The sequence below is a fragment of the Bradyrhizobium sp. 192 genome (assembly GCF_023100965.1).
Classification (GTDB): Bacteria; Pseudomonadota; Alphaproteobacteria; order Rhizobiales; family Xanthobacteraceae; genus Bradyrhizobium; species Bradyrhizobium symbiodeficiens.
The window spans coordinates 1594289-1612229 of the sequence record NZ_CP064690.1; the positions used below are offsets into that span (position 1 = coordinate 1594289).

The 17941-nt window shown below is 64.5% G+C and carries 15 protein-coding genes, 1 other RNA gene and 1 pseudogene; 8 read left to right on the forward strand and 9 right to left on the reverse strand.

The annotated features are described in order from the left end of the window. The first annotated feature begins 323 nt into the window (after positions 1–323). Positions 324–1454, forward strand: a complete 1131-nt coding sequence (locus IVB24_RS07500; RefSeq protein ID WP_166476177.1) for an AAA family ATPase — start codon at positions 324–326, stop codon at positions 1452–1454. 531 nt (positions 1455–1985) lie between these two features. Beyond that, a pseudogene (locus tag IVB24_RS07505) lies at positions 1986–2131 on the forward strand (IS5/IS1182 family transposase); the annotation flags it as partial. Between the two features lie 11 nt (positions 2132–2142). On the opposite strand, the gene IVB24_RS07510 reads toward IVB24_RS07505, so the two are convergent. The 8 genes from IVB24_RS07510 to tkt form a co-directional block, all read right to left on the reverse strand. After that, the gene (locus tag IVB24_RS07510) at positions 2143–2928 is read right to left on the reverse strand and encodes an inositol monophosphatase family protein (protein WP_166476176.1); all 786 of its coding nucleotides are present in this window, start codon (positions 2926–2928) and stop codon (positions 2143–2145) included. A gap of 98 nt (positions 2929–3026) precedes the next feature. After that, positions 3027–4097 (reverse strand): tetratricopeptide repeat protein, encoded by a 1071-nt coding sequence (locus tag IVB24_RS07515; protein ID WP_247772582.1) that lies wholly within the window; start codon positions 4095–4097, stop codon positions 3027–3029. A gap of 8 nt (positions 4098–4105) precedes the next feature. Further along, positions 4106–4795 carry a thiamine phosphate synthase gene (locus IVB24_RS07520; protein WP_247772583.1) on the reverse strand — a complete coding sequence of 230 codons (690 nt, stop codon included), beginning with the start codon at positions 4793–4795 and terminating at the stop codon, positions 4106–4108. Positions 4796–4798: 3 nt separating this feature from the next. Continuing rightward, positions 4799–5824, reverse strand: a complete 1026-nt coding sequence (locus IVB24_RS07525) for a class I fructose-bisphosphate aldolase (RefSeq protein WP_247772584.1) — start codon at positions 5822–5824, stop codon at positions 4799–4801. Positions 5825–6046: 222 nt separating this feature from the next. Then, entirely contained in the window at positions 6047–7114 is a 1068-nt protein-coding gene (fba, locus tag IVB24_RS07530; protein ID WP_166468085.1) for a class II fructose-bisphosphate aldolase, read from the reverse strand. Between the two features lie 39 nt (positions 7115–7153). Further along, positions 7154–8350 (reverse strand): phosphoglycerate kinase, encoded by a 1197-nt coding sequence (locus IVB24_RS07535; protein ID WP_247772585.1) that lies wholly within the window; start codon positions 8348–8350, stop codon positions 7154–7156. Positions 8351–8499: 149 nt separating this feature from the next. Continuing rightward, a complete protein-coding gene (gap, locus tag IVB24_RS07540; RefSeq protein WP_140481205.1) occupies positions 8500–9507 on the reverse strand; it encodes a type I glyceraldehyde-3-phosphate dehydrogenase in 1008 nt (335 codons plus the stop codon). Positions 9508–9657: 150 nt separating this feature from the next. Then, complete coding sequence (gene tkt / locus IVB24_RS07545) at positions 9658–11643, reverse strand: transketolase (RefSeq protein ID WP_247772586.1); 1986 nt, start codon at positions 11641–11643, stop codon at positions 9658–9660. Positions 11644–12044: 401 nt separating this feature from the next. Here tkt and IVB24_RS07550 point away from each other — a divergent pair, with 401 nt between their 5' ends. From IVB24_RS07550 to IVB24_RS07575, 6 genes are all read left to right on the forward strand, one after another. Continuing rightward, the gene (locus tag IVB24_RS07550; protein ID WP_094976793.1) at positions 12045–12335 is read left to right on the forward strand and encodes a DUF4164 domain-containing protein; all 291 of its coding nucleotides are present in this window, start codon (positions 12045–12047) and stop codon (positions 12333–12335) included. Then, positions 12332–12715 (forward strand): cell division protein ZapA, encoded by a 384-nt coding sequence (locus tag IVB24_RS07555; protein ID WP_106948090.1) that lies wholly within the window; start codon positions 12332–12334, stop codon positions 12713–12715. The genes IVB24_RS07550 and IVB24_RS07555 overlap by 4 nt, the downstream gene beginning before the upstream one ends. A gap of 251 nt (positions 12716–12966) precedes the next feature. Then, a non-coding RNA gene (ssrS, locus tag IVB24_RS07560) (6S RNA) lies at positions 12967–13128 on the forward strand. 119 nt (positions 13129–13247) lie between these two features. After that, the gene (locus IVB24_RS07565; protein WP_247772587.1) at positions 13248–13844 is read left to right on the forward strand and encodes a 5-formyltetrahydrofolate cyclo-ligase; all 597 of its coding nucleotides are present in this window, start codon (positions 13248–13250) and stop codon (positions 13842–13844) included. Beyond that, entirely contained in the window at positions 13822–14646 is an 825-nt protein-coding gene (locus tag IVB24_RS07570) for a TIGR00282 family metallophosphoesterase (protein ID WP_247772588.1), read from the forward strand. Before IVB24_RS07565 ends, IVB24_RS07570 begins: the two co-directional genes overlap by 23 nt. Positions 14647–15057: 411 nt before the next feature. Continuing rightward, the gene (locus tag IVB24_RS07575) at positions 15058–15858 is read left to right on the forward strand and encodes a tetratricopeptide repeat protein (RefSeq protein ID WP_166468089.1); all 801 of its coding nucleotides are present in this window, start codon (positions 15058–15060) and stop codon (positions 15856–15858) included. 785 nt (positions 15859–16643) lie between these two features. On the opposite strand, the gene IVB24_RS07580 is transcribed toward IVB24_RS07575, so the two are convergent. Then, entirely contained in the window at positions 16644–17780 is a 1137-nt protein-coding gene (locus IVB24_RS07580) for a DSD1 family PLP-dependent enzyme (protein ID WP_094976797.1), read from the reverse strand. Positions 17781–17941 lie beyond the last annotated feature (161 nt).

The following is a 17941-nucleotide window of genomic DNA, read 5'->3' on the forward strand; positions in this document are numbered from 1 at the left end:
TTGCGGGGGAGGGTTGGGGAGAGGGCTGCCTCAGCGACGGGTCTGTCGAGACTTGCGGCGGAAATCCCCAAGTGGTGAGAACCCTCACCCGCCGCGCGCGGGACGATGCTTCGCATCACCCGGGGCGCGTCGGCCTCTCCCGCAGGCGGGAGAGGCGGAGCAAGCCCGCGGTCCTCGTAACATCGACATGCGATTGTCCGGCTGAGCACGTGGCCCGTCCGCTTGCTTTCAGGGAACCGTCGATCCAGACTGCATCCCTGGATTGAAATCCCGTGCAATTCCCCCGCGAATGCACACTGAGCGTTGTCAATTGAGAGCCTGCGATGCGTCTGACCGACATTGCGATCACCAATTATCGCTCCATCCGGCGGCTCTCCATTCCCATCCACCCTTTGTCCGTGTTTGTCGGCGAGAACGGTGTCGGCAAATCCAACCTCTACAAGTCCCTGTCGCTGCTACGCGACGCGGCGACCGGGCGGATCACGCGAACGATCGCCGACGAAGGCGGATTGAATTCGGTCTGCTGGTCGGGCATCCGCAAACGCGGCGAGGACGGGCGACTGCAATTGTCGGCCAGGTTCGATCGCCTGAGATATTCCATTGAGATCGGGTTTCCCAGCCCGCTTTCGGCGTCGTTTCGCGGCGAGCCGATGATCAAGGAAGAAAGCATCGAGACGACGCAGGGCAAACGAACGGTTCGCTTGATGGAGCGGAAGAATTCGCTTGTCAGCATCCGCGACGACAGCGGTGCATGGGTCAACCACAAGGATGCGGTGCTGCCGTCCGAGCCGGCGCTGGCGGGCTTTTACAACGGCAAGGAATGCCCCGAGATCGATCTGATCAGAAATGCGATGCTGGGTTGGCGCTTCTATCACGATTTCCGCACCGACCCGGCCTCGCTGATCCGAAAGCCGTGTCTGGCGATCACGACGCCCTCGCTCAGCGCAGATGGAAGCGATCTGGCTGCGGCCCTGGCGACGCTCTACACCATTCGCGGAGACGCCACCGATTTGCAGGATGCGATCCAGGATGCATTCCCGGGCGCCGAGCTCAGTGCATGGGAAGAGGGCGGCCGGTGCGAATTCGCTCTGCAACTGGAGGACATGCCGCGGCCGTTCGGGGCCCATGAACTCTCCGACGGCACGCTGAAATACATCTGCCTGCTCGCGGTCTTCATGGGCTACCGCCTGCCGCCGTTCATCGCGCTGAACGAACCCGAGACCAGCCTGCATCCGTCGCTGCTGTCGCCTTTGGCCCGGCTGATCGCCAGGGCGTCGAGCCGCGCCGACATCTGGATCGTCACCCATTCGGAACAGTTGATGGAAGCCTTGCGAAGCGAGAGCGCGGTCCCGCTCCGCCGGGTCATCAAGTCGAAAGGCGCCACGAATATCGAGGGCCTGACCATGGCCGGTGAATATCGCGAGGAGGAGCCGGAGGATGAGGACGGCTCTTAGGCCGTGTACTCATAACCTGTGGCGATGTCCGCTTTGCGCCGATAGCGACCGCGGTTGTGCAGCCACAGCAAGTGACGCGATGGGCCAACATGCGACATTGCTCGCTTAGTCTGATATGAAACAACTGCAGCGATTTAGGGAATGTAGCTTTGACGAACGAAGAGATTGACGCTGCTTGGAGCCAATCCGTTGGGTCTATTACAGCCGTGACGTTAATCCACGCGAGGCTTCTCGCGGCATCAGAACAGGACCGCGCGACTGCAATCATTGCGGAGGAAATCCGCGTGCGCCTAATCGCAGGTGATCGCCCGGACCGGGAAAACTGGAAGTACAAATCAAAATAGGCCACTGCCGGTTTTCATAACCGGCCACCAACCATCAAAAAGAGCCGGTACCGCTGGCTCAATACGAACAGTTCGGCAACCGAGACTTTTCCTGAAGTCGGCAGATGTCGTTACGACCTACCGCATGTCTCTTGTGGGTCACTTTCGTCTTCTTTGGTGGAGATCGTCGGCAGATTGAGGTCCGCTTCTGTCCTTGAGCGCTGGGGAGGCTTACGACGCTCCACCTGCGGGAAGGCTGCTGTCTCGCCTCAAATCTAGTCAATGCTGTGTGCTGACCGCGGCTATGACGCCGGCTGGCTCAGAGAGCTTGCAATGAAAAATGGCGCAACCGCCGCGTTCCGCCCCTACTTCCGCAAAATCTTCACCAGCTCCCCGTGCACGAACTCATTCCCGCACACCACATTTCCCGTCACCAACGCATCTCCCGGCGTCGCAATATCGCTCACCGTGCCGCCCGCCTCGCGCACCATGATCAGACCGGCGGCGACGTCCCAGGATTGCAGGTTGCGCTCCCAATAGCCGTCGAGGCGGCCGGCGGCGACGAAGGCGAGGTCCAGGGAGGCGGCGCCGAAGCGGCGGAGGCCGGCAACGCGGCCCTGGATCGCGGTCATCTCGCGGCGGAATTCCTCGTGGTCGCCGCGGCCGATATGGGGCAGGCCGCAGGCCACCACGCATTCGTTGAGCTGGCGGCGGCCGGCCACCCGCAGGCGCTGGTCGTTGAGGAAAGCGCCCTTGCCGCGCTCGGCGATGTAGAGCTCGTCATTGGCGGGGTTGTAGATCACGCCCGCAATGATCGTGCCCTCGCGCGACAGGCCGATCGAGATCGCGAATTGCGGGATGCCGTGCAGGAAGTTGGTGGTGCCGTCGAGCGGATCGACGATCCAGGTGTGGCTCTTGTCGCTGCCCTCGCGGGTTCCGCCCTCCTCGCCGATGAAGCCGTAGCCGGGCCGGGACTTGGCGAGGTCCTCGTAAAGGATCTCCTCGGCGCGCTTGTCGGCGAGCGAGACGAAATTCGCCGGCCCCTTCAGCGAGACCTGGAGATGCTCGATCTCGCCGAGATCGCGCTTGAGGCTGCGGCCGGCGCGGCGCGCGGCCTTGACCATGACGTTGATAGTGGCGGAATACAGCATGAGCTCTGGGTCTTGATCGGGGGAAAGGGCGCGAAATCGCGCCTGTTTGAGGGATTGGGTGCCCTGCAAGGGCCCTCAGGTCAAGTCATTGCGTCAGGTCATTTGGTCCCGAGCCACTTTCTGGCGGCGGCCTCAGCCTTGGCCCGGTCCTCGGCCGGCAGGTCGGACAGCTGCTTGTCGAGCTCTGGGTCGCCCTTGCCGGCGGTTTTGGCCACCAGGTGCCATTTGAAGCCCTCGACCTTGTCCATGGGAACGCCCACGCCGTTGATCAGCACCCAGGCCAGCCGGTTCTGCGCGATCGCGCTGCCCTGGCGCGAGGCCTTGCGCAGCAGGGCGACGGCGGCCGGCTGGTTCTTCGGGGTGCCGGTGCCGTTGAACATGGCGATGGCGTATTCGACCTCGGCGTCGACATTGTCGGCGAGCGAGGCCGCCTGCAGCAGCCGCACCGCGCGTTCCGGGTCCTTCGGCACGCCGGTGCCTTCCTTGTAGAAGGTCGCCAGCGCGTATTGCGCCTCGGGCAGGCCGGCATCCGCGGCCTGCCGCAGCAGCTCGGCTGAGCGCCTGACGTCCTGCGGCAGGGTCTGGCCGTCCAGATAGAGCAGCGCGAGGTTATAGGCCGCCTTGGGCTCGCCGAGCTTGGCGGCGGACGCCATCAGCTTGACAGCCTCGCTCTTGTCGAGCGAGCCGCCGCGGCCCGAAATGCGCAGCATGGCGAGCGCGAACATCGCCTCGCGGTCGCCGGCGTCGGCTGCCCGCTTGTACCACTCGGCCGCCTTGGCGTAGTCGCGCCGGATGCCCATGGCGTTGGAATAGAGCTCGCCGAGCATGGTCATCGCCTTGGGGTCGCCCGCTTGCGCGCGGACGGTGGCGAGGTCGAACGCCGTCTTGTACTGGCCGCGCTGATAGGCGCCGAACACCAGATCGGCGTTGGAATTGTCGGTCGGCGGCGCCGGGATCACGGTCGCGGCCGGCGTCGGCGTCGGCCTGGGCGAGGCCGAAGGCTTCGGCGCCGGCGCGGCCTCCTTCTTCTTGGTGATCGTGTGCGGCTTGGGCTTCTGTTTCTCGGGCGCAGCGCTCGGGATCGTCGCCGGCGGCGCGATCTGGAGCTGCGCGGCCGCGGGCCCCGTGAGCAGCAGCGTGGCCAGCATGGTGATGCAGGGAAGCTTCATGTCGGGCGCTAGCCGTGCTCGCTGCCTGCAGGATTTTGGTCGGCCGTCGCCGTCGCATGGGCCTGCCTGATCGCGGCGTCCGCTTCGATCAGCGCGGCCTTTGGCCCGCGCGGATCGGCCCAGACGAAGTCGCCAACCAGCACGAAATCGGCGCCGCTGCCGGCGAAGTCGCGGGCTTCCTGCAGCGACATGGCAAAGCCGACACAGGGCGGCTCGAACAGCTCCGCCCACCAGTCGATACGTTCTGCGATCGCCTGCGCCGAGGGACGCTGGCCCTTCGCATCGGGCTCGCCGAACAGCAAATAATCCGCGCCCAGCTCGCCCGCATCCATGGAATGGTGCCGCGTCGTCAGCCCGCCGACGCCGGCGATGCGATCGGGCTTGAGCGACGGCAGCGCCTCTTTCAGCGCGGCGATGCCGGGCAGGTGCGCACCGTCGGCGCCGCCGCGTGCCACCAGCTCGGCATGGCCCTCGACCAGCAGCGCGGCGCCCGCCTTCTGCACCGGCGGCGCGAGCGCCTTGATGCGCGAGATCATGGTGCGCTGGTCGGTCTCCTTCAGCCGCAACAGCACGGCCGCGACATCGGCGGCGGCGAGCAGGCCCGGCAGCTCGGCCAGGAGCGCAGCGGGATCATCGACGACAGGCGTCGCGAGATAGAGGCGCGGCGCCGGGCGCGGCGGAGGCGGTTTGTTCGACAAGATCTAGGCTGCCTTCTGTTCCAGGCTACTTTGCCATTCGCCTCTGGAGGCGAGGCCGTTCATGCGTGCGCGATGGCTGAAGGCGGTTTGGCCGGCCGCGACGTTCTCGGCCTTGCCGGCCCAGGCCTTCTGCGGCGCGGCCTGCAGCGCGCGGCCGTAGGAGAAGGTCAGGCCCCAGGGCAGCGGGCCGAGCTTGTGCATGGCGTTGAGATGCGCGGTCGCTTCCTCATCCGACTGGCCGCCGGAGAGGAAGGCGATGCCCGGCACCGCTGCGGGCACGCAAGCCTTCAGCAGCCTTATCGTCTTCTCCGCGACTTCCTCGACGGAGGCTTGCTTCGGGCACTTCTTGCCTGAGATCGCCATGTTGGGCTTGAGAACCATGCCTTCGAGCGCGACGCGCTGCACGCGCAATTCCTGGAACGTCTTGTTGAGCACGCGTTGCGTGACCTCATAGCAGCGATCGATGTCGTGGTCGCCGTCCATCAGCACTTCCGGCTCCACGATCGGCACGATCTGCGCGGCCTGGCACAGCGCGGCGTAGCGGGCCAGCGCATGGGCATTGACGCTGATCGCGGTCATCGAAGGAATGCCGCTGCCGATGTCGATCACCGCGCGCCATTTGGCGAAGCGCGCGCCGCGCTCATAGTACTTCTTCAACCGCTCGGCCAGCCTGTCGAGCCCGACGGTGACGAGTTCGCCCGGACACATCGGCAGGGCTTGCGTGCCCTCGTCGACCTTGATGCCGGGAATGGCGCCGCTCTGTTCGATCAGCCTGACCAGCGGCGTGCCGTCCTTGGCATCCTGCCAGATCGTCTCGTCATAGAGGATCACGCCGGAAATATACTGGCTCATGGCCTCCTTGGAGCGGAACAGCATCTCGCGATAGTCGCGGCGATTTGATTCCGTCGATTCCACGCCGATCGCGTCAAAACGCTTCTTGATGGTGCCGGAGGATTCGTCGGCGGCGAGGATACCCTTGCCCGATACGACCATGGCGGTCGCGACTTTATTGAGCTCAGTCAGATTCATCGAGAGGTCCTCCCAAAACGACTCTGCCCTTGCCTGTGAAGTTAGACCGTTCTCGGGCAATTGCCGAGTTAACGTTCGTCGCAGGGTAAAGGGGTGGGGGACTGGTCATTCCGGGGCGCGCCCCTTGGCGCGAGCCCGGAATCCATTGATCCGCGTCGATGGTGGCACCATGGATTCCGGGCTCGCGCTAAGCGCGCCCCGGAATGACGGTGCCTGCGTTCCTTACGCGACCTTCGGATCCAGCTCGCCCTTGGCGTAGCGCTTGGCCATTTCGGCGGTGGTCAGGACCCGCTTGATCTTGGAGGCCTGGCCGGCGGTGTTGAACTCCTGGAGCCGCTGCTTGCACAGCTTGGTCATGGCTTCCATCGCCGGCTTGAGATATTTGCGCGGATCGAACTCTTCCGGATTGTCCTTGAGCACCTTGCGGATCTGGCCGGTCATGGCCATGCGGTTGTCGGTGTCGATGTTGATCTTGCGCACGCCGTTCTTGATGCCGCGCTGGATCTCGGCCACGGGCACGCCCCAGGTCGGCTTCATCTTGCCGCCATTGGCATTGATGATTTCCTGCAAATCCTGCGGCACCGAGGAGGAGCCGTGCATCACCAGATGCATGTTCGGCAGCTTGCGATGGATTTCCTCGATCACGTTCATGGCGAGAATGTCGCCGTCCGGCTTGCGGGTGAACTTGTAGGCACCGTGCGAGGTCCCCATCGCGATCGCGAGCGCGTCGACCCTGGTCTCCTGCACGAACTTCACGGCTTCGTCCGGATTGGTCAGGAGCTGATCGTGGCTGAGCTTGCCTTCGGCGCCATGGCCGTCTTCCTTGTCGCCCATGCCTGTTTCGAGCGAGCCGAGCACGCCGAGCTCACCCTCGACCGAGATGCCGCCGAGATGGGCCATGTCGGTCACGGTCTTGGTGACGCCGACATTGTAGGCCCAGTCGCCGGGGGTCTTGCCGTCGGCCTTCAGCGAGCCGTCCATCATGACCGAGGTGAAGCCGGCCTGAATCGCGGTCATGCAGGTCGCGGCCTCGTTGCCGTGGTCGAGATGCACGCAGACCGGGATGTGCGGATAGATTTCGGTGACCGCGTCCATCATGTGCTTGAGCATGATGTCGTTGGCGTAGGAACGCGCGCCGCGCGAGGCCTGGATGATGACGGGCGCGTCGACCTGGTTGGCCGCGTCCATGATCGCCAGCGCCTGCTCCATATTGTTGATGTTGAAGGCCGGTACGCCGTAATCGTTCTCCGCCGCGTGGTCGAGCAATTGACGTAACGTGATCCGAGCCATCTGTCTTGTTCTCCCGTTGGGGCCTGCTAGGCCGCTTGCTTACTTGATGCGCAGAACTTCAACGCCGGGCAGGGGCTTGCCTTCCATCCATTCAAGAAATGCGCCACCGGCGGTCGAAACATAGGTGAAGTCACCGGCCACATGGGCCTGGTTGAGGGCTGCAACGGTGTCGCCGCCGCCTGCGATCGAGATCAGTTTCTTCGCCTTGGTGCGCTCGGCGGCGTGCCTGGCGGCCGCCATCGTGCCGCGGTCGAACGGCTGCATCTCGAAGGCGCCGAGCGGGCCGTTCCAGACCAGGGTCGCCGCATCGTCGATCGCGGCATGGACGCGGGCGATCGATTGCGGGCCGACGTCGAGGATCATGCCGTCGGCCGGGATCGCATCGAGCCCGTAGGCGTGCGACGGCGCGTTGGCGGCGAAGTGATAGGCGACGGTAGCGTCGACCGGGAGGATGATGGCGCAGTTGGCGGCTTCCGCCTTTTCCATGATGCGCAGCGCGGTCGGGGCCAGATCCTTTTCGGCCAGCGACTTGCCGATTCCGATGGCCTGGGCGTGCAGGAAGGTGTTGGCCATGCCGCCGCCGATCACCAGTGCATCGACCTTGGTCACGAGGTTTTCGAGCAGGTCGATCTTGGTCGAGACCTTGGCGCCGCCGATGATCGCGATCACGGGCTTGGTCGGTGAGCCCAGCGCCTTCTCCAGCGCGTCGAGCTCGGCCTGCATGGTGCGGCCGGCATAGGCAGGCAGCTTGTGGCCGAGGCCTTCGGTCGTGGCGTGGGCGCGGTGCGCCGCCGAGAACGCGTCATTGACCCAGATGTCGCCGAGCTTCGCCAGCTCCGCGACGAAGGCCGGATCGTTCTTCTCTTCCTCTTTGTGGAAGCGGGTGTTCTCCAGGCACAGGATGTCGCCGTCCTTCAGCGCCGCCACGGCCTTGGCCGCGGCTTCGCCGATGCAGTCGTCCGCGAAGGCGACGGGCTTCTTCACCACTTTCGCCAGCGCCTCGGCGACAGGCTTGAGCGAGTCCTTGGCATCGCGGCCCTTCGGACGGCCGAAATGCGCGAGCAGGATGACCTTGCCGCCCTTGTCCGAGATTTCGGTGATGGTAGGCGCGACGCGCTCGAGCCGGGTCGTGTCGCCGACGCGGCCATTGTCCATGGGCACGTTGAGATCGACGCGCAGCAGCACGCGCTTGCCCTTCAATTCGACGTCGTCGAGGGTGCGGAATTTGTTGGTCATCGGATGGCCCTTGTCCCGGGCGCACCGCGGCGCGCAGTGCCGCTGTGCAGAACCGGGACCCATGTTGCAGCGAGTCCGGCGGTCAAATGGGTCCCGGATCTGCGACGCAGCGTTTCACGCTGCATCGCGTCCGGGACACGAGAGCGAAGTTAGATCACCTTCGCGATCGCAGCGGCGGTGTCCGCCATGCGGTTCGAGAAGCCCCACTCGTTGTCGTACCAGGACATCACGCGCACCAGCGTGCCGTTCTGCACCTTGGTCTGATCCTCGTGGAAGGTCGAGGAGTGCGGGTCGTGGTTGAAGTCGATCGAGACGTTCGGCGCGCTGGTGTAGCCGAGGATGCCCTTGAGCTGCTGCTCGCTGGCGCGCTTCATCGCCGCGTTGATTTCCTTGACGTCGGTGGCGCGCTTGGCGACGATCTTGAGGTCGACCACCGAGACGTTCGGGGTCGGCACGCGGATCGCGACGCCGTCGAGCTTGCCCTTGAGCTCCGGCAGCACGAGGCCGATCGCCTTCGCAGCACCGGTCGAGGTCGGGATCATCGACATCGCAGCCGCACGGCCACGGTAGAGATCCTTGTGCATCGTATCGAGCGTCGGCTGGTCGCCGGTATAGGCGTGGATCGTGGTCATGAAGCCGGTCTCGATGCCGACGAGATCGTTCAGCACCTTGGCCACCGGCGCCAGGCAGTTGGTGGTGCAGGAGCCGTTGGAGATGACCAGGTGCTCCTTGGTCAGCGTGTCGTGGTTGACACCGTAGACGATGGTGGCGTCGGCGCCGTCGGCGGGCGCAGAGACCAGCACGCGCTTGGCGCCGGCGGTCAGATGCGCGGACGCCTTGTCCTTCGAGGTGAAGATGCCGGTGCATTCCATCGCGATGTCGACGCCGAGATCCTTCCAGGGCAGCTTCGATGGATCGCGCTCGGCGGTCACCTTGATCTTGCCGCCGCCGAGATTGATCGTATCGCCGTCGACTGTGACGGTGCCGGGGAAGCGGCCATGGACGCTGTCGAAACGGAGCAGATGGGCGTTGGTCTCGACCGGGCCGAGGTCGTTGATGCCGACGACCTCGATGTCCTTGCGGCCGGACTCGGCAATAGCCCGCAGGATGTTGCGGCCGATGCGGCCAAAACCGTTAATTCCAACGCGGACTGCCATGTTTCGTCTCCTTCAATGACCGTTGTCATCCCGCACAACGCGGCACTTACGCGCCTGCGAGGGTTTTTTAGGGGCGGACGCCCGGTTCAGCCGGGCGGTGCGTGATCATATGAGGGATTACCTAGTCCTTTTTTCGGGCAAGCTCAACACTCAGGAAACGCGCTTCAGGACAGCGTTAACCGCGGCCTCGGCGGTAATACCGAAGTGCTGGAAGATCTTGTTGAGCGGGGCGCTGGCACCGAAAGAGTGCATGCCGACGAACTCGCCATCCTGGCCGATCACGGCGTCCCAGCCCCAGCGCACGGCGGCCTCGATCGCGACCTTGATCGGTGCGTCGCCGATGATCGCATCACGGCGTTCCTTTGGTTGCGCTAACAACAGCTCGAGCGACGGCACGGAGACCACCCGTGTCGGAATGCCGCGCTCGGCGAGCTGCTTCTGGGCGGCGACCGCCATCTCGACCTCGGAACCCGAGGCGAACAGCGTCGCCTTGGCTTCGCCCTGGGATGCCACGAGCTCGTAGGCACCATGCTGGCAGGGATTGTCGTTCGTCGCGGTGGTACGCAGCTGCGGCAGGTTCTGCCGCGTCAGCGCCAGCACGGTCGGGCCGTCAGTGCGGTTGAGCGCGAGCTCCCAGCACTCGGCGACCTCCATCGCATCGCAGGGACGAAACACGCGCATGTTCGGAATGGCGCGAAGTGCGGAAAGATGCTCGACCGGCTGATGGGTCGGGCCGTCTTCGCCAAGGCCGATGGAGTCGTGCGTCATCACGTAAACGACGCCGGTGCCCATCAGCGCTGCAAGGCGCATCGCCGGACGCGCATAGTCGGTGAACACCAGGAAGGTCGCCCCGTTCGGCGCGAAACCGCCATGCAGGAAGATGCCGTTCATCGCAGCCGCCATGCCGTGCTCGCGGATGCCGTAATGGATGAAGCGGCCCTTCGGTGTCTTGGCGGAGAAAGCCGTCGCCGACTTCGCCTTGTTGTTGTTGGAGCCGGTGAGGTCGGCCGAGCCCGCGAGGAATTCCATCGGCATGGCGCCGGCAATGACCTCGATCACGGCTTCGGAGGATTTGCGGGTGGCCGCGTTCATCGGCTTTTCGAGCAGCTCCTTCTTGTAGGCCTTGAACGCCTTGGCGAGCGCAGCCGGACGCTCGTGGCGCAGGCGGCGCTCGAACTCGGCGCGCTTGCGGCTGCCGAGCTCACCGAGCCTTGCTTCCCATTCCTGACGCGCAGACGCGCCGCGGCTGCCGGCCGCGCGCCAGGCCTTCAGCACATCGTCGGGCACCGAGAACGGCTCGAGCGAAATGCCGAGATTTTCCTTGGCGGCCTTGAGCTCGTCGGCCCCGAGCGCCTCGCCGTGCACCTTCGAGGTGCCTTGCTTGTGCGGCGCGCCGAAGCCGATGGTGGTGCGGCAGGCGATCAGCGTCGGCTTGCTGGATTTCTGGGCGCGGGTGATGGCAGCGGCGATCGCCGCCTGGTCGTGGCCGTCGATCTTCTCGGCGGCCCAGCCGGCGGATTTGAAGCGCTTCACCTGGTCGACGGAATCGCTGATCGAGGTCGGACCGTCGATCGAGATGCCGTTGTCGTCATAGAGCACGATCAGCTTGTTGAGCTTCCAGTGCCCGGCCATCGCGATCGCTTCCTGCGAGATGCCTTCCATCAGGTCGCCGTCCGAGGCCAGCACGTAGGTGTGATGGTCGACGATCTTCTTGCCGAACTCGGCGGCGAGCATCTTCTCGGCGAGCGCCATGCCGACCGCGGTCGAGATGCCCTGGCCGAGCGGACCGGTGGTGGTCTCGATGCCCTTGGTGTGGCCGTGTTCGGGATGGCCCGGGGTCAGCGACCCGATCTGACGAAAGTTCTTGAGCTGGTCGATCGTCATCTCGGGGCTGCCGAGGAGATGGAGCAGCGAGTAGAGCAGCATCGAGCCGTGGCCGGCCGAGAGCACGAAGCGGTCGCGGTCCGGCCATTCGGTCGCAGCGATATCGAATTTCAGGAACTGCGTGAACAGCACCGTGGCGATGTCGGCGGCGCCCATCGGCAGGCCGGGGTGGCCCGATTTTGCCTTCTCGACAGCGTCCATCGAAAGGCCGCGGATCGCGTTGGCCATGCGGTTGTGGTCGACCTGCGTCATGTCTGAAATCCGTCTGAAATGAGGCGCTTGGCGGCGACGTGCGCCCGCGCGGGAGGAGCCTGGCGGCCTGAAGGTCGGGGCTGGGATAGCACCTCGGTTCCGGGAGTCCAAGGCAGTCAAACGCCGATTTGGCCGTAAAAGTTGCCTCGGCCCGGAGCGGTTTTGCGGCGCGATCGGATCGAGGACGATCCGATGGATTGCGGTGATCTTGTCCCGATTGATCGGTGCATAGTTTTGCGGCGGCGTTGCGCTAGGCTAGCTTGCCACGTAAATTTCTGCTTCTAACCGCTTGCCGAACCGAGTCTTTTGCCGGACGGCACGCCCCAGGAAAAGGCCACTGGGCGAAGGCCACAGGTTCCACCGCTGATGAGATGAACGATCGCGTGTCCAACAGTTCTGCCATGACGGAGTCCTCCGCGGTCGAGATCGAGATCGCGACCCGCAGGCTGATGGCGGCGCTCGACGCGCTCGAAAGCGCGGTTGAGCGACGGCGCGACGCCGATCGCGACGAGAACGAACTCGCGGCACGAATCCAGGCGCTTGGCGCGGACCGCTCGCGGCTTGCCGACGAGCTCGACGGCGCGCTGGTGAAGGCGCGCAAGCTCGAGCGAAGCAACCGCGAGATTTCCGATCGGCTGGATTCCGCGATCGTCACGATACGCTCGGTGCTCGATACCGGGGAGGATGGATGAGCCACATCAACGTCACCATCAATGGCCGGCAATACCGCATGGCCTGCGAGGAGGGCCAGGAGGTGCGGCTGCTCAAGCTCGCCGAGAGCCTGGAGACCCGCATCCAGTCGCTGCGCGGAAAATTCGGCGAGATCGGCGACGCGCGTCTCACCGTGATGGCGGCGCTGACCGTCTGCGACGAGCTGGTCGATTCCGGCAACCGTCTCCGCACCATGGAGCAGGAGCTGACCGAGCTCAGGGACTTCCGCAACGCCGCCGTCGAGCGCGCCCGGATGACGCAGACCGCCGTGGTGAACGCGCTGAACGCGGCAGCCGAACGCATCGAGAAGTCGACCCAGGTCCTGAACCGCACCGTGGGTAATGGGATTGCGATCGGCTGACGGGCTGAAGCTCGATGGTGGCCACGCGGCCAGTGCGCTCCCTCCCCCGCTTGCGGGGGAGGGTTGGGGAGAGGGTGTCTCCACGATCGAGGACCCCCAAGAGGAGAGAGCCCTCACCCGCGCCTTCGGCGCGACCTCTCCCGCAAGCGGGAGAGGTTGAGCGAGCCAGCGGCGCGAGCAACTAACCCAAATACCATCCCGCCCTATGCGCCGGGCTGGCGATTCGTCAGTATCGTTGTTACATTGCCCCTGCGAGGCTGCGACGCGCGTCAGGAGCCATAATATCCCCGGGGCCTTATCGATCCTTTAGGGAACTGTCCCTGGCCGGGCCCGTGGGCCCGGACATATGGTGCCCACCTACTTTCGTAGGGAACTCCGGGATCGAGTGCTTCAACGGCGTTCGCGGCTTCGCACTAATTCTTTCTCGAATTGCGTTCTTCGAATTGCGTCCACGACAAACCGGCGGTCCAGTTCACTCTCAGTGTCATGTCCGTCCGTTCTTGCGGACGATGACGGCGGGGCGAAAACGCGCATGACCAACACCAAAGCCGAACTCCGCGCCAAAGCCCTCGCGGCGCGTGACGCACTGAGCGAGAAGAAGCGCGCCACCGCCGCCGCAAAGCTCGCCAAGCGCGGGCTGCCGTTCGAACTGCTGCCCGGCAGCATCGTCTCCGGCTATTCGCCGATCCGCAGCGAGATCGATCCGATGCCGCTGCTGAAGAAGCTCGCCGAGCAGGGCGCAAGACTGGCGCTGCCTTGCGTCACCGCGCGCGGTCAGTCGCTGATCTTCCGCATCTTCCATCCGAACGACCGGCTGATGATGGGCCCGCTCGGCATTCCCGAGCCGTCGCCGGCGGCGGCTGAAGTCATTCCCGACATCATGCTGACGCCGCTCGCGGCGTTCGATCGTCTCGGCCATCGCATCGGCTATGGTGCGGGGCATTACGATTTCACCTTCGCGCATCTGCGCAAGACCAAGACTATCGTCGGCATCGGGCTCGCTTTTGCGGCGCAGGAGATCAAGGCGGTTCCGGCACTAGCCCACGACGTCGCACTGGATTATGTGCTAACGGAAACGGACGTGTTCGATTTCCGGAGTTCTGAAGTTGCGCATTCTCTTCGTGGGTGATGTCGTCGGTCGTAGCGGCCGCAACGCAATCGCCGAATATCTGCCCGGCCTGGTCAAGGACTGGTCGCTCGATCTGGTCGTCGTCAACGGCGAGAATTCCGCCGGCGGCTTCGGCATCACGGAAGCGATCTATCAGGAGTTTCTCGATGCCGGTGCCGACGCGGTGACGCTCGGCAACCATTCCTGGGACCAGCGCGAGGCGCTGGTGTTCATCGAGCGCGCCGAGCGGCTGGTGCGTCCCGCGAACTATCCGCGCGGCACGCCCGGCCGCGGCGCCGCCCTGGTCGAGACCAAGAACGGCAAGCATGCCCTCGTCGTCAACGCGTTGGGGCGTGTCTTCATGACCCCGTTCGACGATCCCTTTGCCGCGCTGGAGCGTGAGCTCGGCGCCTGTCCGCTCGGCGTTGCCGCCGACGCCATCGTCGTCGACTTCCATTGCGAGGCGAGCAGCGAGAAGCAGGGCATCGGCTTCTTCTGCGACGGCCGCGCCAGCCTCGTCGTCGGCACGCACACGCATGTCCCGACCGCCGACCACCAGATCCTCACGGGCGGCACCGCCTACATGACCGACGCCGGCATGACCGGCGATTACGATTCCATCATCGGCATGCAGAAGGAAGAGCCGCTGCGCAGGTTCACGTCAGGGATTCCGTCGGGCCGGTTCGAGCCGGCGGCCGGTGCGGCGACGCTCAGTGGTGTTGCGGTGGAGACCGATGATGCGACAGGACTCGCACTGAAGATCGCGCCGGTGCGCATCGGCGGACGACTGGAGCCGGCGACGCCGAAATTCTGGTTGAGCTGAAAGGCGAAGCCACTCACCCGGTGTCGTCCCCCGACGGACCACATCAGCTTTGCCCTCAGCAGTGGACATCGGCGGGCAACTCGAGGGGCGTCGGGTTGGCTCAGTTCCGTCATTCCGTGGGTCGGAAGCTGCAACAAACTTAACAACGCCTGGCTCTTGCCGATCTTACTCACGCCGGTCGGCTTTCCCGCATCGATCGTCATTCTCGCGATCAGATGGATTGCCCGCTCAAGCGACCAGAAGCCGATTTATCGATCGTCGTGTGGCAACTTCCGCTTCGGATCAGAAGCGTCTCTCAGCGCGCATCGCCGCGAAGGTCAGCTACGGGCGGATAGGCGACCTGCTTGCAAAGGCACGGATCCGGGCTAATGCGCAATGGCGTTCGATTGTGTCCGCAAGAGGCCGTCGGCGGTGAACCTTTCGCGGGAGACCCGCTACAAACAAGCTGCCATCGTCGCGACGGCGGCGCGCGCCGCGCCTATCGCGCGACGCCAATTGAGGTTTCTCATGCCGATCGTCCGGATCCTCCTGGTCTTTTTCGCTCTCGCTTCGCCGCTGTCGATGGCGGGATCCGCTGTTGCGGGGCCGCTCGAGGACGCGCAGGCGGCGCATAGCAGACGCGACTACGCAACCGCGCTACGGCTCTGGCGTCCGCTGGCCGATCAAGGCAATGCTGAAGCGCAGTACGCACTTGGGTTCATGTACGACGGCGGCCAAGGTGTGCCGAAAAATTACGCTAGGGCTGCAAAGTGGTGGCGCCTCGCAGCCGATCAAGGCCATACCTTCGCTCAGTACAACCTGGGGACATTGTACGACAACGGCAATGGGGTGCCTCAGAACAAAGCTGAAGCATTGAAATTGTATCACCTTGCCGCCGAGCGCGGTAACGATGGTGCGCAGTTCAACGTCGGGGTCCTGCATTTCGCGGGCGTGGCCGTATCCGAGAACCGGATCGAGGCTGCGAAGTGGTTTCGCCGCGCTGCAGACCAAGGTCATATTGGAGCGCAGGTATATCTTGCCCTCTGTTACGCTACGGGACTAGGCGTGCCGCAGGACAGTATTCAAGCATACATGTGGCTCAGTTTGGCGGCTGCGCGAAGTGACCAAGATGCGATCAGCAATCGAAATCGCATCGCGCAGCAGATGACCCCGACACAGATCGCCGAAGCGCAGAAGCTGGCGGTTGAGTGGAAGTCGAAACCGGAACGGTAGATTCCCGTGCATCGCGGAAGCGATGTCTGTTGTGGGTCCACAAGCAGACCAAGGCTGACGCGGTCTCGATGTCCGATCTGGTGCAAAGGACAGACTTTGGTGAGCGTTGGTCGCCGCGCGTTGCTGTCGCCCTGGGCGGCCTCACCTCCGTACACATTCCCAGCCCGTTAAAGTCAGGCGCTCAGTATCCCTGAAGCAGTTTGGCTTCGTGAACGCTATGAATACCAAAACTACTACGATGCAAATCAAAATGGCCCAGCCGATCCGCTTCAAGCGAAGAACCTCTGAAATCGGCCCAATTTTGCCCCCTGGATGTCCTAACTAGGACAGTAACAGAATACGAAAGTCACCAGATCGACACGCTGTCAACGATGGCAATGCCTCCTAACGAAGGAAGAGCCATTCGTGTCTCGCGTGGACCGCGGATATCGAGGCACACCACCTGACTCCCTAGCCATCGCGAGCCTCGTGGTCTGGCGCAAACCGAAGCAGACATTGGCATTCAGCGCGGCCAAGGTCAGCTACGGGGTCATTTGTCGACGTTCCCAGTCGGGTCAGACCACGTCTGCTCATCCCTCGGAACGGGCAGTCCCGAATGATAAGTGCACGCCTTGCTGCGCAATTGCCAACCAGGGGCCGTGCCCCATAACCGCAAGGGCCAATTGTTTCGCGAAGCTGGTCGCCCCACGTCTTCGCCAAACGCTTGCTGCCGCGTATGGGTCCCGGATCTGCGCTTCGCTTGTCCGGGACCACGGTGGAGATCGACGCGCGCTCGTGCGTCAATCTCAGGTGATCGCGCCGCGCGCCGCGATCGGCCAAAGCGCCTCCACGCGGGCATCCGGCGTGTTGAAGCCGCGCACGCCGACATACCAGTCGTAGAGATTGACGGTCGGGTCGCAATGACCGGGGATCAGCGTCACCCTGTCGCCGATCGCCAGCCGCGACGCAGCACTGTCGAAATCGAGCAGGCCATGCTCGTCGGAGGGCCTGTGATAGCGCAGGTCGGGACGGCCCAGCACGGCCGGAAATCCGCTGTCGTTCGACAGCGCCTTGTGGCCGGCATCGATGACCGCGCGTTCGCCGGAGGCGGTGCTCATCACGGTCGCGATCACGAACAGCGCATGCTCGAACGGGCTAGAGTTGCGCGTCCCGTCGGCGACGTTCTTCGCGTAGTCGGCGTCCATGAAAATATAGGAACCCGCCTGCAATTCATTCCAGATGCCGCTCGCGCCTTCGAGCTCGAACGTCCCGGTGCCCGCGCCTCCAATCGTCCGGCATTGAAAGCCCGCGTCCTTGAGGACGCGCAGCGTCTCGGTGGTCGCTTTCGCGGCACTGGCGATGGCCGCGCGCCGCTCCTCCGGCGTGCGCAAATGCTGGGCGGCGCCGTGATAGGCCTGCAAGCCGCCGAACGACAGGAAGCGCGACCCCGCCACCTGCCGCGCCAGGCCGGCCGCCGCCGGGCCCGGCCTGACGCCGCAGCGACCTGCGCCGACATCGATCTCGACCAGCACTTCGATGTGCGAGCCGGCGCGCTCCGCGGCGAGCGCCAGTTGTTCGACCACGATGGAATCGTCGACGCAAACGCTGATGCGCGCATGGCGCGCGAGCGACGCGAGCCGTTCCAGCTTCCGCGGGCCCACCACCTCGTTGCTGACGAGCACGTCGCTCACGCCGCCTGCCACCAGGATCTCGGCCTCGCCGACCTTCTGGCAACACATGCCGACCGCGCCGCGCGCGATTTGCTTGGCCGCGATGATCGGCGACTTGTGGGTCTTGGCATGCGGTCGCAACCGAACGCCGAGCTTGCCGACCGCTACTGCCATCGTGTCGATGTTGCGCTCGAAGGCGTCGAGGTCGATGATCAGCGCCGGCGTATCGATCTCGGACAACGGCGCGCCGATTTGGGCGGGTGGAAGGGACATCGAAAGCCAGTCGATTGTGTTCGGGTCCGCGCCCCGAATGTGCGGCAGCCTTTCTATGGCAACAACGGTCGCCGCACCAGTGGCGGCGCCTTCGATGCTCGGGGCAGGCGGCGGGGGTGAGCCGCCTGCCTCCGCTTCGCGCCACCTTCTCCCGCAAGGGA